13 protein-coding genes, 2 tRNA genes and 2 rRNA genes (1 of these 17 cut by a window edge) are annotated in these 14,915 nt (G+C 35.6%); 3 read left to right on the plus strand and 14 right to left on the minus strand.

The window, feature by feature from the left end; all coding sequences use genetic code 11:
• The 6 genes from QLQ96_RS02500 to QLQ96_RS02525 form a co-directional block, all read right to left on the minus strand.
• Positions 1-289: ribosomal RNA gene (locus QLQ96_RS02500) — 23S ribosomal RNA — on the minus strand (it extends 2,594 nt beyond the left edge of the window).
• A 187-nt stretch (positions 290-476) separates the two neighbouring features.
• A tRNA-Ala gene (locus QLQ96_RS02505) sits at positions 477-553 on the minus strand.
• An 86-nt stretch (positions 554-639) separates the two neighbouring features.
• A tRNA-Ile gene (locus tag QLQ96_RS02510) sits at positions 640-713 on the minus strand.
• A 123-nt stretch (positions 714-836) separates the two neighbouring features.
• Positions 837-2,350 (minus strand): 16S ribosomal RNA (locus QLQ96_RS02515).
• The 16S and 23S rRNA genes sit together here with 2 tRNA genes alongside, the layout of an rRNA operon.
• A gap of 921 nt (positions 2,351-3,271) precedes the next feature.
• Entirely contained in the window at positions 3,272-4,507 is a 1,236-nt protein-coding gene (locus QLQ96_RS02520) for an ABC transporter permease (protein WP_482494402.1), read from the minus strand.
• 99 nt (positions 4,508-4,606) lie between these two features.
• Positions 4,607-5,101 carry a YkgJ family cysteine cluster protein gene (locus QLQ96_RS02525; RefSeq protein ID WP_482494404.1) on the minus strand — a complete coding sequence of 165 codons (495 nt, stop codon included), beginning with the start codon at positions 5,099-5,101 and terminating at the stop codon, positions 4,607-4,609.
• Positions 5,102-5,173: 72 nt separating this feature from the next.
• Here QLQ96_RS02525 and QLQ96_RS02530 point away from each other — a divergent pair, with 72 nt between their 5' ends.
• Together QLQ96_RS02530 and QLQ96_RS02535 are read left to right on the plus strand one after the other, a co-directional pair.
• The gene (locus QLQ96_RS02530; protein ID WP_482494405.1) at positions 5,174-5,881 is read left to right on the plus strand and encodes a class I SAM-dependent methyltransferase; all 708 of its coding nucleotides are present in this window, start codon (positions 5,174-5,176) and stop codon (positions 5,879-5,881) included.
• 19 nt (positions 5,882-5,900) lie between these two features.
• Positions 5,901-6,446, plus strand: coding sequence for a YfiT family bacillithiol transferase (locus QLQ96_RS02535; RefSeq protein ID WP_482494406.1), 546 nt, complete (start codon positions 5,901-5,903; stop codon positions 6,444-6,446).
• Between the two features lie 76 nt (positions 6,447-6,522).
• Here the strand turns inward: QLQ96_RS02535 and QLQ96_RS02540 are convergent, their stop codons facing one another.
• The 8 genes from QLQ96_RS02540 to QLQ96_RS02575 all read right to left on the minus strand — a co-directional run bounded on the left by QLQ96_RS02540 (position 6,523) and on the right by QLQ96_RS02575 (position 12,994).
• A complete protein-coding gene (locus QLQ96_RS02540) occupies positions 6,523-7,155 on the minus strand; it encodes a 7-carboxy-7-deazaguanine synthase QueE (RefSeq protein ID WP_482494408.1) in 633 nt (210 codons plus the stop codon).
• A 100-nt stretch (positions 7,156-7,255) separates the two neighbouring features.
• A complete protein-coding gene (locus tag QLQ96_RS02545) occupies positions 7,256-8,923 on the minus strand; it encodes a tetratricopeptide repeat protein (protein ID WP_482494410.1) in 1,668 nt (555 codons plus the stop codon).
• Between the two features lie 16 nt (positions 8,924-8,939).
• Complete coding sequence (locus QLQ96_RS02550) at positions 8,940-9,863, minus strand: PstS family phosphate ABC transporter substrate-binding protein (RefSeq protein WP_482494411.1); 924 nt, start codon at positions 9,861-9,863, stop codon at positions 8,940-8,942.
• Positions 9,864-9,865: 2 nt separating this feature from the next.
• Complete coding sequence (locus QLQ96_RS02555) at positions 9,866-10,096, minus strand: hypothetical protein (RefSeq protein ID WP_111286913.1); 231 nt, start codon at positions 10,094-10,096, stop codon at positions 9,866-9,868.
• Positions 10,096-10,896 (minus strand): energy transducer TonB, encoded by an 801-nt coding sequence (locus QLQ96_RS02560; protein ID WP_482494414.1) that lies wholly within the window; start codon positions 10,894-10,896, stop codon positions 10,096-10,098. The genes QLQ96_RS02555 and QLQ96_RS02560 overlap by 1 nt, the downstream gene beginning before the upstream one ends.
• Before the next feature lie 39 nt (positions 10,897-10,935).
• Entirely contained in the window at positions 10,936-11,496 is a 561-nt protein-coding gene (locus QLQ96_RS02565; RefSeq protein WP_482494416.1) for an ExbD/TolR family protein, read from the minus strand.
• Positions 11,497-11,515: 19 nt separating this feature from the next.
• Positions 11,516-12,127, minus strand: a complete 612-nt coding sequence (locus tag QLQ96_RS02570) for a biopolymer transporter ExbD (RefSeq protein ID WP_482494418.1) — start codon at positions 12,125-12,127, stop codon at positions 11,516-11,518.
• 42 nt (positions 12,128-12,169) lie between these two features.
• Positions 12,170-12,994 (minus strand): MotA/TolQ/ExbB proton channel family protein, encoded by an 825-nt coding sequence (locus QLQ96_RS02575; protein WP_294785438.1) that lies wholly within the window; start codon positions 12,992-12,994, stop codon positions 12,170-12,172.
• Between the two features lie 381 nt (positions 12,995-13,375).
• Here QLQ96_RS02575 and QLQ96_RS02580 point away from each other — a divergent pair, with 381 nt between their 5' ends.
• Entirely contained in the window at positions 13,376-14,893 is a 1,518-nt protein-coding gene (locus QLQ96_RS02580; RefSeq protein WP_482494419.1) for a helicase HerA-like domain-containing protein, read from the plus strand.
• The last annotated feature ends 22 nt before the right edge of the window (positions 14,894-14,915 follow it).

Raw genomic sequence — 14,915 nt, forward strand, 5'->3', positions numbered from 1 at the left:
ACAACCCCAGCACTGCCGTAACAGCACTGGTTTGGGCTAATCCGCGTTCGCTCGCCACTACTTACGGAATCACTTTTGTTTTCTTCTCCTCCGCCTACTTAGATGTTTCAGTTCAGCGGGTTTGCCCACCTATCGGTGTGCTATGTCTTCAACATAGCGGGTTGCCCCATTCAGGTATCTGCGGATCAGTCGGTGTGTGCCCGTCCCCGCAGCTTTTCGCAGCTTATCACGCCTTTCATCGCCTCTGAGAGCCTAGGCATTCCCCATGCGCCCTTATTTTGCTTATTGCACCAGTCTTGTAAATTAAAACAAGACCGTTTTTTTTTGTTTTTTGCAATAAATTGCAAAAAACGCTTTCTACTTTCTTATTATTTTCTTATCCCAATATGTCAATGAACTTTATTTCGCTTTAGGCTTTAAGCAATACGCTTTAAGCTTTCTCAGCTTACGGCATACAGCTTACAGCTTATAGCCCTTGGTGGAGAATAACGGAGTCGAACCGTTGACCTCCTGCGTGCAAGGCAGGCGCTCTAGCCAGCTGAGCTAATCCCCCATTTTTAAATGATGAGTTATGAATTATGAGTTATGAATGCTCATAAACGCTCAACTTCTAAAATTTCCTTTTTTTAAGTCAAATAGTAGTCCCGGGCAGACTCGAACTGCCGACCCCTACATTATCAGTGTAGTACTCTAACCAGCTGAGCTACGAGACTCTGTTTTTCTTAATTTTTCATTTTTTTTAAATTAACAGCAAGAGCAATACAATTTTAAAGATCCAAAAACCCTATCGGGCATCTTATTTCCCAAGCGTGCTTGCGCTAACACTCGGGCTCTAGAAAGGAGGTGTTCCAGCCGCACCTTCCGGTACGGCTACCTTGTTACGACTTAGCCCTAGTTACCAGTTTTACCCTAGGCAGCTCCTTGCGGTCACCGACTTCAGGCACCCCCAGCTTCCATGGCTTGACGGGCGGTGTGTACAAGGCCCGGGAACGTATTCACCGGATCATGGCTGATATCCGATTACTAGCGATTCCAGCTTCACGGAGTCGAGTTGCAGACTCCGATCCGAACTGTGACCGGCTTTGTAGATTCGCTCCTGGTCGCCCAGTGGCTGCTCTCTGTACCGGCCATTGTAGCACGTGTGTAGCCCAAGGCGTAAGGGCCGTGATGATTTGACGTCATCCCCACCTTCCTCACAGTTTGCACTGGCAGTCTTGTTAGAGTTCCCGACTTGACTCGCTGGCAACTAACAACAGGGGTTGCGCTCGTTATAGGACTTAACCTGACACCTCACGGCACGAGCTGACGACAACCATGCAGCACCTTGTAAATTGTCTTGCGAAAGGTCTGTTTCCAAACCGGTCAATCTACATTTAAGCCTTGGTAAGGTTCCTCGCGTATCATCGAATTAAACCACATGCTCCACCGCTTGTGCGGGCCCCCGTCAATTCCTTTGAGTTTCATTCTTGCGAACGTACTCCCCAGGTGGGATACTTATCACTTTCGCTTAGCCACTGAACTTGCGCCCAACAGCTAGTATCCATCGTTTACGGCGTGGACTACCAGGGTATCTAATCCTGTTCGCTACCCACGCTTTCGTCCATCAGCGTCAATCAATTGGTAGTAACCTGCCTTCGCAATTGGTATTCCATGTAATCTCTAAGCATTTCACCGCTACACTACATATTCTAGTTACTTCCCAATAATTCAAGTCCTGCAGTATCAATGGCCGTTCCACCGTTGAGCGATGGGCTTTCACCACTGACTTACAAGACCGCCTACGGACCCTTTAAACCCAATGATTCCGGATAACGCTTGGATCCTCCGTATTACCGCGGCTGCTGGCACGGAGTTAGCCGATCCTTATTCTCACAGTACCGTCAAGCTTGCTCACGAGCAAGTGTTTCTTCCTGTGCAAAAGCAGTTTACAATCCATAGGACCGTCATCCTGCACGCGGCATGGCTGGTTCAGGCTTGCGCCCATTGACCAATATTCCTCACTGCTGCCTCCCGTAGGAGTCTGGTCCGTGTCTCAGTACCAGTGTGGGGGATCTCCCTCTCAGGACCCCTACCCATCGTAGCCTTGGTAAGCCGTTACCTTACCAACTAGCTAATGGGACGCATGCTCATCTTTCACCGTTGTGACTTTAATTATAAAATGATGCCATCCTATAATGCTATGAGGTATTAATCCAAATTTCTCTGGGCTATCCCTCTGTGAAAGGCAGATTGCATACGCGTTACGCACCCGTGCGCCGGTCTCTACATCCGAAGACATATACCCCTCGACTTGCATGTGTTAAGCCTGCCGCTAGCGTTCATCCTGAGCCAGGATCAAACTCTTCATCGTATATTTTAATATTATATCTCGATGCCTTATTCAGGTTCTTTTAAAATCTTCCGATTCTACTGCTCTTATTTCTTTTGTTCCGATTTTCATCGGAACGGCTGTCAATTCAATATGTCTACGAACGTGTATTTCTGTCTTTTCGCCTGTATCTCAAAGCGGGTGCAAAACTAAAAATTCTTTTTGTTTCTCGCAAGAAAAATTTGAAAAAATTTTGAAGCTTTTTTTTCGCCTCCTTCTTCCATTTTCTATGCCAGTATCTCAATGAGCTTTACGCGTTTTGCGGGGTGCAAATGTAAAAAGCTTTTTCTTTTCCCGCAAGCTTTTCCGAATCTTTTTTCTGAAAATTTATTTCCTTTACGATTCTTCTTTCCTGCCTGAATTTCTAAGAGCGTTTTCGCTGTTGCGGGTGCAAAAGTAGAACCTTTTTCCGCTTTTCCAAGCTTTTCCGCCCCGTTTTTTTCATGTTTTTCCGATCTTTTTCCTAACTGTCTGGCAACGGATCGTTTACGCTTTCATGTTTTTTCTTATTTCGTAAGGTTTTTCTTTGTTACGATATGCTTTTGCTGTTTTTCGGGGGGTTCGTGTCTCCATTTTTATTGGATTTTTAGCCTTTGGTCCTGTTTTTGATGATTTCTTATGCCTTCGAAATCTTCTTTCCCCCGAAAATGCCCTTCCGAAGACAGCTCCCCTAGCCCCGATAGGAGCGGAAATCCTTTTTATGGCGGGGTTCGCCATGAAAAGATTGCAGCGCATAGCGGGAATAAGCTCCTAATTCAAAATTGCAATCCTTCAAATGCCGAATTCCAAAACTCGAAGGGCTTCGCTCGAGCGTACATTTTTATACTTATACATTATATATGTAAAAATAAACCCGACAGCTTTTGGAAAACTGTCGGGCTTGATTATGATTTTATTTTTTTCTTAGTCGAAGCGAATTGCTTTTACTGGGGATATTTTGGTTATTATATAAGATGGGATTAATAACACCAAGAAACAAACACTAACAGTGAGCAGGTTTAGCAGAAGTATATAAGCCCAATTGAGATAAACTGGCGCTTGATTGACATAATAGTTTTCAGGATTTAACTGAATTACGCCAAATTGTTGCTGGATTAACAGAATTGAAATTCCTATCAAATTCCCCCAAAATAATCCGCGCAGAATTAGGTAAAAGGCATTATATAAAAATATTTTACGAACTGACCAGTTATTTGCTCCCATAGATTTTAAAATTCCGATCATTTGGGTTCTTTCTAAGATGAGAACTAAAAGAGCCACTACCATATTGATTGTAGCAACTAAAATCATAACTCCTAAAATGATTATAATATTAAAATCGAATAACTTAAGCCAGTCAAAAATATAGCTGTATTTTTCTATAATAGTTTTTGTATCAAGATTAGACGATGTTTCTTCGTAAATTTTATTTCCAACTGATTTAATTTCGTTAAAATCCTTCACAAAAATCTCAAATGCGCCCACCTGATTTTCATCCCACTTATTAATTCTCTGGATATGTCGAATGTCACCAATTATATAAGTTGCATCAAAATCTTGAAATCCTGAATTGAAAATGGCAGCAATTTTAAATCGTCGACTGTTTGGAAGTTTACCTTGTTCCTCTTTTATAAAAAAAGTATTGAATTCATCTCCAACTTTCAAATTTAAACGATCCGCAAGGAATCTTGAAATAATAACATCTTCGTTTAGTGCTTTTTTAAAATCTGGCATTTTTCCTTCTACAATATATTCTTTTATATTGTTCCAATCATAATCTGCCCCTACTCCTTTGAATATAATTCCTTCAAAAGCATTTTCCGTTCTAATTATTCCAGCTTTGGTTGCCACTGCTTGAATATGACTTACTTCTGGAACAGATTTAAAATTAGGATAAAAATCTTGTTTTTTTGAAATTGGAACCGTCGTAACTTCTGAATTGTTATTGTCATAATTAGAGATTACAATTTGTCCGTTAAAAGCAGAAACTTTTTCACGAATTTTTTTCTGTAAGCCTATTCCGGTTGCTACAGAAACCATCATCATGATAATTCCGATTGCGATTGCCGAAATGGCAATTTTTATAATAGGCGCCGAAATACTGCTTTTATAATCTTTTGCAGTAATAAGTCTTTTGGCTATGAAATATTCTAAATTCAAATTTTGAGGCTTCTTTATGTTGTTTAATTATTCCTTTCTCAAAAATACATCTTAAAAAAGGAAATCCAGATATTCTTAGAAACAATTACCAGTTTTAATTTATAGTGGTAATTTCTTTTTCATTTCTTCTACGATATTAAATGCTGCTGGACAAATTTCGACATTTTTCAAAGTTAAGTTTGAAATCTGATAAAACTTGTTTCGATCGGTATGCGGAAATTCTCTACAGGCTTTTGGACGAACATCATAAATCATACAGTAGTTTTCATTATCCAAAAATGTGCAGGGAACGCTTTGCAAAACATAATCTTTTTCCTCATCAATTCGTAAATACTGATCAATGAATTGCTGTGGCTTCTGTCTGAAATGTTTTGAAATTCGCTCGATATCTGCCAAAGTAAATAACGGTCCCGTTGTTTTACAGCAATTAGCACACTTCAAGCAATCCGTCCTTTTAAATTCAGCATCGTGCAAATCTTGCATAATGTAATCTAAATTCTTTGGCGGTTTCTTTTTAAGCTTATCGAAATACTTTTTATTCTCGTTATGCTTATCTTTGGCTAACTTACTTAAGTTATTTAAAATCTGTTTCAAGTTTACTCTTTAAAATTTATTTGCAAAATTAAACAACTTTGAACTTGAAACCTTAAACTTTGAACTAAAACAATGAAAGATCTTTTTGGGAAAGCGATATTTGATTTTTACACCAAAAATTCACCTGAAGACATTATTACCGAAACTTCAATTTCTGAAGAAGACGAAATGAGTGTTGAATATCTTTTTCGAACTTATAATGAAATGCCAAAAATTGAGCAAAAAGCTTTGCAATTGGCGAAAGGAAAAATACTAGACGTAGGTTGCGGGGCTGGGAGTCATGCTTTATCTCTTCAAAACGAAAAAAATTTAGAGATAACAGCTATAGATATTTCAGAAAAAGCAATTGAAACTTGTCGCCTTCGCGGAATTAAAAATGCTAAAGTTGAAAATATTTTAGATTTTGATGGCGAAAAATTCGACACGATTTTACTTCTGATGAATGGAACAGGGATTTTTGGTCAGTTAAAAAACTGCAACACTTACTTATCTAAATTAAAATCGCTTTTAAATCCAGGCGGACAAATTTTAATTGACAGCTCTGATATCATTTATATGTTTGATGAAGATGAAGATGGTGGAAAATGGATTCCGTCTGAAAATGATTATTATGGCGAGCTCGTTTTCAACATTAGTTATAAAGGAGAAAAAGAAGAGCCTTTTGATTGGTTATATTTGGATTATAATACGCTTCAAAATGCTGCTATTGCGAATGGTTTAAATTGCGAATTGATTCTTGAGGGCGAACATTATGATTATTTAGCCAGACTTTCTATTTAAATCAAACCATAAAAAACTCATGAAAGAATTAGATTTAGAGAAATTAAAATATCCTATTGGAAAATTTATAGCTCCTGAGAATTATTCAACGGAATATCTTGCTGAGAAAATTGAAGAAATTGAAACTCTTCCAGAAAAATTAGCAAGAGAGACAATTCATTTAACGGATGAACAATTAGACACAGCTTATCGCCCAGAAGGCTGGACCATAAGACAAGTTATTCATCATTGCGCCGAAAGCCATATGAATTGCTACGTTCGTATTAAGTGGGCTTTGACGGAAAATAATCCAGTTATTAAAGCTTACGATGAAGTTCTTTGGTCTGAATTAAATGATAATTTAACCATGCCTATCCAACCAACTCTAGATTTATTGAAAGGTCTTCATTTTAGATTAGGATATATTATGAGAAATTTATCTGAATCTGATTTAGAAAAAACTTTTGTACATCCTGCAGATAATTCAGAAAATAAACTCAAAAAGATTATTGGAATGTATGCTTGGCATGGAAATCATCATTTAGCCCACATTACATCTTTAAAAAAAAATAAAAACTGGAAATAACAGAGTGTTTACTTTTTACACAAATTGTATACTTGTAATAAACAAAAAATCTCTTCAAATGAAGAGATTTTTTGCTTTATGGAATATTAAGATATTTATGAGTCTGCAATGAAACCCTCCATTTTGGATTATTCATAACATAATCAACAATAAGCGGAGTCATTTCTTCTTTTTTACTCCACTCTGGCTGAAGAAACAAAATTGCATTATCGTTTACTAATTCTGCTTGTTCTTCTGCAAAAATAAAATCGTGTTTATTATAAATAATCACTTTTAATTCATGAGCATTGTCATACACCGTTTTTGTTGGCAATTTATTCTTTTTTGGCGAAAGACAAATCCAATCCCAAGTTCCTGATAACGGAAAAGCTCCAGAAGTTTCAATATGCACTTTTAAATTCTTTTCTTTTAATCGCTTAGTTAAAAGTGTCATATCCCAAGATAAAGGCTCTCCACCAGTCACAACTACTGTATCAGCATATTTTGCAGCATTTTCAACAATTAAATCAACGCTTGTCGGCGGATGAAGTTCAGCATTCCAGCTTTCTTTCACATCACACCAGTGACATCCTACATCACATCCACCAATTCTAATAAAATAAGCAGCCCGTCCTGTATGAGAACCTTCTCCTTGAATGGTATAAAATTCTTCCATCAAAGGTAGCATTGCTCCTTTATTTACTTCTAATTGAATTTCTTTTGGTAACATTTTAATATTTTAAGAGTGCAAAGATAGTCAATAATATACGGAACAAAAAAACCGATAGTTTTTTGAACTATCGGTTTTCTATTATTTTATAAAATCTAGATTATTTTAAAGTTTTTATAGATTGTGTAGCGTATGAATTCGCAGGATCTAATACTAAAGTTTTATTGAAATATTCAATAGCTTTAGCTTTATCTGTGTTAGCATAAGCTGCAGCAATACCGTTGTAAGCTTCAACAAATTTCTTAGTTACAGCAGGCTTAGCAACTTCTTCTGGACCTTTTGCTGAAATTTTAGCAACGTATTCTTCGTAGTTTTTAATGATCAAATCATCTTTCTCTAACAATGAATTAATTCTTGCTTTGTATAAATACGCTTCATCATAACTAGGAGCAGTAGCTAAAATTTTATCAAAAGCAGCATCTGCTTTTCCTAAAGCAACAGCATCGCGGCTTTCTTTTGGCTTGCTAGCATTACCATAGTATAAAGAAATTCCATAATAAACACTGTCATCTAAGTAATTTTTAGACTCAGAATTACTTGCTCCAAGTTCAAAAATAGCAGCTGCTTGCGCATATTGTTTTTTTCCGAATAATTCTTTTCCAAAGTCTGCAAATTCTTCAACTACTAGGGGCTCTAATTCTACCGCTTTTTTAATGTCAGCTAAACCTGCATCAAAAGATGCTTGGCTTATTGTAGCGTCAGCTGCAGTTCCTTTTTTAATTTTAGCTAATCCTAAGTAGTAATAATCTCTACCAATAACTTTATTTCCTGGAGATTTAATAAAATCCTCGATAGATTTAATCGCTACATCAACATTTCCGTTTTCATAAGCAGCATATCCTAAATATCTGTAAATTCTAGGATTTACTTTATCTTGAGCAATCATTTTGTTTGCAACAGTTTCTAATTGTTTGTAATCTTTTACTAAGATTAAGAAATCTGCGTGACGCATTTTAGAATCAAGAGAGTAATCTGTCAAACTTAAATACTTCTCGTAGTTTGTAATTGCATTTTGCAAGTTAACTTTAGCAGTAGAAGGTTTATTTCTTGCCCATTTATAATATGTTTCAGCAAGCTCTCTGTAAACTGGTCCGTAATTAGCGTCTAAAGCTATAACTTCGTTAAAAGATCTAATTGCTTCATCATACGATTTTGCTCCTTTTAACAAAACACCCAATTGCATTTTTGCTCTCAACAAACTGTTATCAGCTGTAAAAGCATCACGATATGCTTTGTAAGCATCGTTTTGGTTGTTTGCTCCGTAGTAAGCGTCTCCAATTGCCAAAAGTGCTTGTGCATTTTGAGGATCTACTAATAAAGCTCTTTTCAAAATGTCTGTAGCGCTTTTATAATCTGGATTTTCAGAATTCATGTAAGCTCGTGCGATGTAAACGAACTCATTTACATCTTTTTTCTTCATGTCTTTAGTAGCTAGAGTAAAATTAGCTTGAGCTGCAGCAGTATTTTTTGCATCAAGATCTAATTGTCCTAGACCAATATAGCTTAAGTTTTTCTTATCTGAAGCTTGTAATCCATTATTGTAATAGATTTTTGCAGAATCAACAACAGATTGATTTAAATAAACATTTCCTAAAACAAAATTTGCTTCCCCATCAGAAGGTTTTGCTTTAATGATTGATTTAAGCATTGTTTTTGCTTTATCAAATTGTTCAGCATCGATTGCCTTTTTTGCTTGGTTGATATCTTGCGCTTTTACCGCGGTAGCCGAGGCAACTAATGCAAGACTTAAAATTTTAAATTTATTCATCTTTATTGTAATTAATTTATTCTTTATCTTTTATAATTTCACTTCTAATCTTCAGTTTACGCCCTGGAGTTTTGAATGGCAACAATCCAGATTTCAAAACTATTCTTTGACCGATATCGCCTGCAACGAATGAAGCAAACCCCATCCCTAGTCCTGAGTAACCTTGACAATTGATAATAAACAAATCACGTGCCAAAGGATATTTTCCTTCTCCTAGGTCATTTTGTGTCGGGCTATAGTATCCACCACCATTTAATCCTTGAACACTTAAGACATTTATTTTCTTGATTGTTTCTTGCATATCAGGAGTTGGCTGATATAGCCAGTTGACACCAATAATCCCAACCATTCCGTCATTTTCAGAGACAAATTTTATTACTTCATTATTTGTTTTAAAAGAGAAAACTCCAGATTTAGGAATTTCATTAACTTTTGCTAATTCTTTCATATAACGAACAGTACTTGAATTAGGATTATCAAAAACTAGCCCTTTAATTTTACCTCCTGATTTACCTTGCATAAAATCGATTACACTTTTCAACGCAATAAGTGTATCATTATTGCTTTTGTTTGAAATAAAAGCAATCGCGTCATGAGCAAATGGCGTTACTCTAGGATTAATTTTACTTTTATCGAAACGAGTTTTTTCTTCAGCAGTTAAATCTCGAGTTGTGATTACAACTTTAGCTTTTTGATTTAACAAATCATTAATCACTTCAGCTTCTGATTTTGGTTTAACTATAATTTTTGCATCATAGTAAGTGCCTTCAAAAACAGCAACCTGATCGTCTACGATTTGCTTTACCGTTTCGTCAACCGTAACATCTAGTGATCCTTTTAAAATGGTTTCTTTTTCAATTTCACTTTTGCTTTTTTGGTTACACATGGCAAACAAAAAGACAAAAACTATCAAACCTAAAGCCTTACTATATTTCAACATAATTATTCTTCTTTTGAATTAATTAATCTTAAAAATCTTATTCCCGAATATACAATTAGTAAACCACCAAAAGCATATCTGTATTTAGGTTCCATATTGAGCGGAAGTTTTTCCCAGAACATAATCATTAAACCGAGTACAAGATATATTAAAAAAAACAGTATTCCTAAAACAAGAAGAAATCGCTCTTTGAGCGATTTCTTCTGAATATTATTAAGCATATCTTTTAACATTATTCTGCAGATTGAATAGTAATAGGAAGAGAGTATAATACCCTAACTTTTTTACCATTTTGCTCGCCGGGAGTCCATTTTGGACATTTTTTAAGAACACGAATTGCTTCTGCTCCTGTACCATAACCGATATCTCTTAAAACTTTAATATCTGTTAATGACCCGTCTTTTTCAACTACAAACGTAACGTAAACTTTACCTTTTAAACCTTCTTCTTCTGGAGTTTTGTAGTTGTTTCCTACGAATTTGTAGAATTTCTCAATACCTCCTGGAAAATCTGGTTTTACTTCGATACCAGCTGTGTTATATACAGTGTTATCTTCTTGCACCACCTCTGCTACTGGTCCTTTACCAACTGGTTCATCAACAGTTAAAACTGCATCTGGATCTCCTTTGATAGTCTCAGCACCAACTTTTTTGTCTTTTAACTCAACAATTTTTGGTGGGTCTTCAGTTACTTCTTCCGCTTTTGCAACCACAGGTTTAACGAATTTAACCTGATCCACTTTTGGTGGCGGTGGCGGTGGCGGTGGCGTGTTAGGCTTAATTTCCTCTTTTTTAGGAGGTAATTTTACCGTAGCCATCTTAACCTCTTTAACTTCTTCTTCTTCTGTCGATTCTGGCAACAGATTCGCTATAAGAGGAGCAGCGATAGCAGCACTAAAGATAAGAGAACCAATAACAAGTGATTTCACACTTGTTTTTCTGTTTGATTTTCTCAGCTCGTATGCTCCATATATCTTATTACGCCCTTCGAATACGATATCAAGCCACTGATTTTTTATAATATCTAATTTCATACTTCTTGATTTTTAAGTTGATAAAATCTAAGATTGCTCTTATTTTTTATCTATCACTTTTGTTTCTTCAGGTGTAAACTCAGGAACAATTGCATAAGTTTCAACTCCAGTGATAGCCATTTCGTCCAAGATGTCAACCAAATTACGGTAATTTGATTTTTTCGTTGGTTTAATGATCACAATGATACCGTTTTTAGGTTTTCCTAAAGCAGTAGAATATGCTAAAACATTTTTCTTTTGTTTTAATAATTCTCTACGGATACCATCCTTACCATATGCAATATCTTTAGGCCCTACTTTTGGTGTTGCCAATAATCCCATATAATAAACCATTGTATTGTTTTCACCTAACATTACTGTCATAGTACGATTCTCATCTACCTTGGTATCCTCAGTTTTCTTATTAGGATCATCATCTTTATTAGGCAATGACAAATCCATCGATTGAGGTTTTGACAACGAAGTAGTCAACATAAAGAATGTGATCAATAAGAATGCCAAATCCACCATCGCCGTTAAATCGACTTTTGAGTTTTGCTTTTTACTTCTTACTTTACCACCTTTTCCGCCACCACCGTCGCCGGTATTTAATTCAGCCATTTTAGTGTATTTTTTTTAATTAAAAGTCTTTCCCTCTCGTACCTGTAACTAAGTTAAAGGAATTGATTTTCTGATCTTGTAGGATATCCATAATCTTTCTGATTTTTGGATATTCTTCCTTAGCATCTCCTTTTATTGCAATTTGCAATTCTTTGTCATCAAGGTCAATTGTAGCTCTTCTAGAAATTAGAAGCCATTCTTTTAATTGATTATCTAAAGAATCCAAAGGTATACCAGGTTGGTTTGCTTTGGTTCTATCTGCCGCTTTCATATCAATGATTTGCTTTAGACCTGTAATTGGCACACCAAAGTCATCCATCAATGCAAATTTGGTTTTATCTTCTTCTGAAAATTCAATACCATATTTTGCACCCATACCTTCAAGAGTTCTTTTACGAAGCTCTCTTCCTTTGATGTCAAAAAATACTTTCCCTTTTCCTACTGTAATAATAGCCAAATCAGTATCTGGCAATTTAGTTATAGCAACAGAAGCAGGCATATCTACAGGCAATGCCTCAGGCACTTTAGCAGTAGCGGTCAAAATAAAGAACGTCAGCAAAAGGAACGCTACATCGCACATCGCAGTCATGTCTGTCGATGTCGACTTTTTTTTCATTTTTATTTTAGCCATTATCTTTTATTTTATTTTTTTGATATAAATATCAAAAATTAATTATTGTCTTAAACTTCCTCTGAATTTTCTGTAAGTATTCACGATTGTAGTACCAGCCTCATCGATAGAGTAAGTTAAATCGTCAATTTTAGCAGTAAAGAAGTTGTAAGAAACAATTGCTAAGATAGAAGTAGAGATACCTGTAGCAGTGTTGATAAGTGCTTCAGAAATACCTGTTGCAAGAGCAGCTTGGTCAGGAGTACCAGCAGAAGCTAACGCACCAAACGCTTTAATCATACCAGATACAGTTCCTAATAATCCTCCTAATGTACCTAAAGATACTAAAGTAGAGATAATAGTCATGTTTTTCTCTAACATTGGCATTTCTAATGAAGTTGCCTCTTCAATTTCTTTGTGGATTACTTCAGAAGCTTCTTCACTGTTGAATCCTTCTTTTTTAACGTCTTGGTATTTTACCAAAGCAGATTTAATTGCGTTTGCAACTGAACCTTGTTGTTTGTCGCAAGAAGCGATAGCAGCTTCGATGTTTCCTTCTTTAATACTTCCTTGTACATTTTTCATAAATGCATCTAAGTTAGATTTTCCAGCAGCTTTACCGATAACGATAAATCTTTCAATAGAAAAAACAACAACCATTAAAAACATACCTAATAATACAGGTACAATGAATCCTCCTTTATAAACTTGTCCTAATGTATTGATTGGATGTCCAGTTTCTGGATTACCTCCTTCGAAGTTCGCAGAGTCCCCCATGATTACTTTCCAAATAAACACCCCTACTAAGATACACGCAACAATAATGATTCCAGTGATCATTCCTCCCCCATTTGAAGTGCTTTCTTTTTTAACTTTAACGTTTGCCATTTTTTTTAATTTTAATAGTTTTAAATAATTTTTATTTTTTAGTTATATTTAACTTGTAGAGGAGCAAATTTATACGTTTAGTTTAAATAAAAAAACTTTTTTTAATTTAATTGACCGAAATTTAACTTCAAATTAAAAAATATCTCATTAAATTGCCTACGTCATTTTTTAGATAAGACAAAAAAAGGGATGATAATTAGAAAAATTACAACGTTTTAGTAAATATTCAAAGATTCTTTTGATATCTTCTTAAAAAGCTGCGAATTTTTTTTTTATTAAATTTTCAATCAAAAAAAGCTTTTTCTTACTAAAAAAAACCATATAAAAAGCATCCAAAAACAAGGCAATACTCATATAACAATCTAAATTACAAATAAAAACATGAATAAAAAAGAGAATTTTATTGCAGATATAAATTCAGGGTATTCTTCGAAGGGAGACAGCATTATACTTGGAGGTGCAATGCTTGACGGTGAGCAACTTGCAGAGGCTCATGTCAAAATTCCGCTGAAAACTTTAAATCGCCACGGTTTAATTGCTGGTGCAACTGGAACCGGAAAAACCAAAACAATTCAAGTTTTTTCAGAGCAACTTTCGAATGCCGGAATTCCTGTTTTAATGATGGACATAAAAGGAGATTTTAGTGGTATAGCCAAAGAAGGTAAAGAGGAAGGTTTTATTACAGAACGTCATGCTAAAATAAATATACCTTATAATGTAGCTGCATTTCCTGTTGAATTGATGTCTTTATCTAAACAGAATGGAGTTCGCCTGCGTGCTACAGTTTCTGAGTTTGGACCTGTTTTATTTTCTCGAATTTTAGATTTGAATGATACCCAAGCTGGAGTTGTAGCGGTTATCTTCAAGTATTGTGATGATAATCAAATGCCTTTATTGGATTTGAAAGACATTAAAAAAATAATCAATTATATTACTGAAGAAGGCAAAGAGGAAATTGCAGCCCATTATGGCAAAATCTCGACTGCCACAACAGGAACAATTCTTAGAAAAATTATAGAATTGGAACAACAAGGCGGTGATTTGTTTTTTGGCGAATTATCTTTTGAAACTGATGATTTAATGCGAATTGATGAAAATGGGAAAGGTTACGTTAATATCATCCGCTTGACGGATATTCAAGATAAACCTAAATTATTCTCGACTTTCATGTTAAGCCTTTTGGCTGAAATTTATCAGAAAATGCCAGAAAAAGGAGATGCTGGCCAACCAGAATTGGTAATCTTTATTGACGAAGCCCATTTAATTTTTAATGAAGCCAGCAAAGCACTTCTAGAACAAATCGAAACTATTGTAAAATTAATTCGTTCTAAAGGCGTCGGGCTTTATTTTGTAACCCAAAACCCAATGGATGTGCCAAGTGGCGTTTTGGCTCAGTTGGGATTAAAGATTCAGCATGCGTTGAGAGCTTTTACAGCAAATGATCGTCAGGCAATTAAAAAGACAGCCGACAACTATCCTACTTCTCCTTATTATAAGACTGATGAATTGTTGACTAGTTTAGGAATTGGAGAAGCTTTGGTTACTGCTCTTAACGAAAAAGGTATTCCAACTCCGCTTGTTGCCACAATGATGCGTGCGCCAATGAGCCGAATGGATGTTTTGTCTGCTGAAGAAATTAATGAGATTAACGGTAAATCGAAACTAGTTAAGAAATACGCTGAAGAAATTGACCGCGAAAGTGCTTTCGAAATTTTAAATAAAAAATTGGCAGAAGCTGCAGAAGTTGCTGCTCAGCAAGAGGAAAAAGCTCCTGCAAAATCATCAAAAACAGAACCAAGTACTACAGAGGTTGTTACAAAATCTGTTTTGAAAGTCGTGACAAGCGCTACCTTTATAAGAGGTGTTTTTGGAGTTTTATCAAAATTCTTAAAAAAATAAACTACTATTTTAAACCATATAA

This window comes from Flavobacterium sp. B167r, from assembly GCF_056824315.1.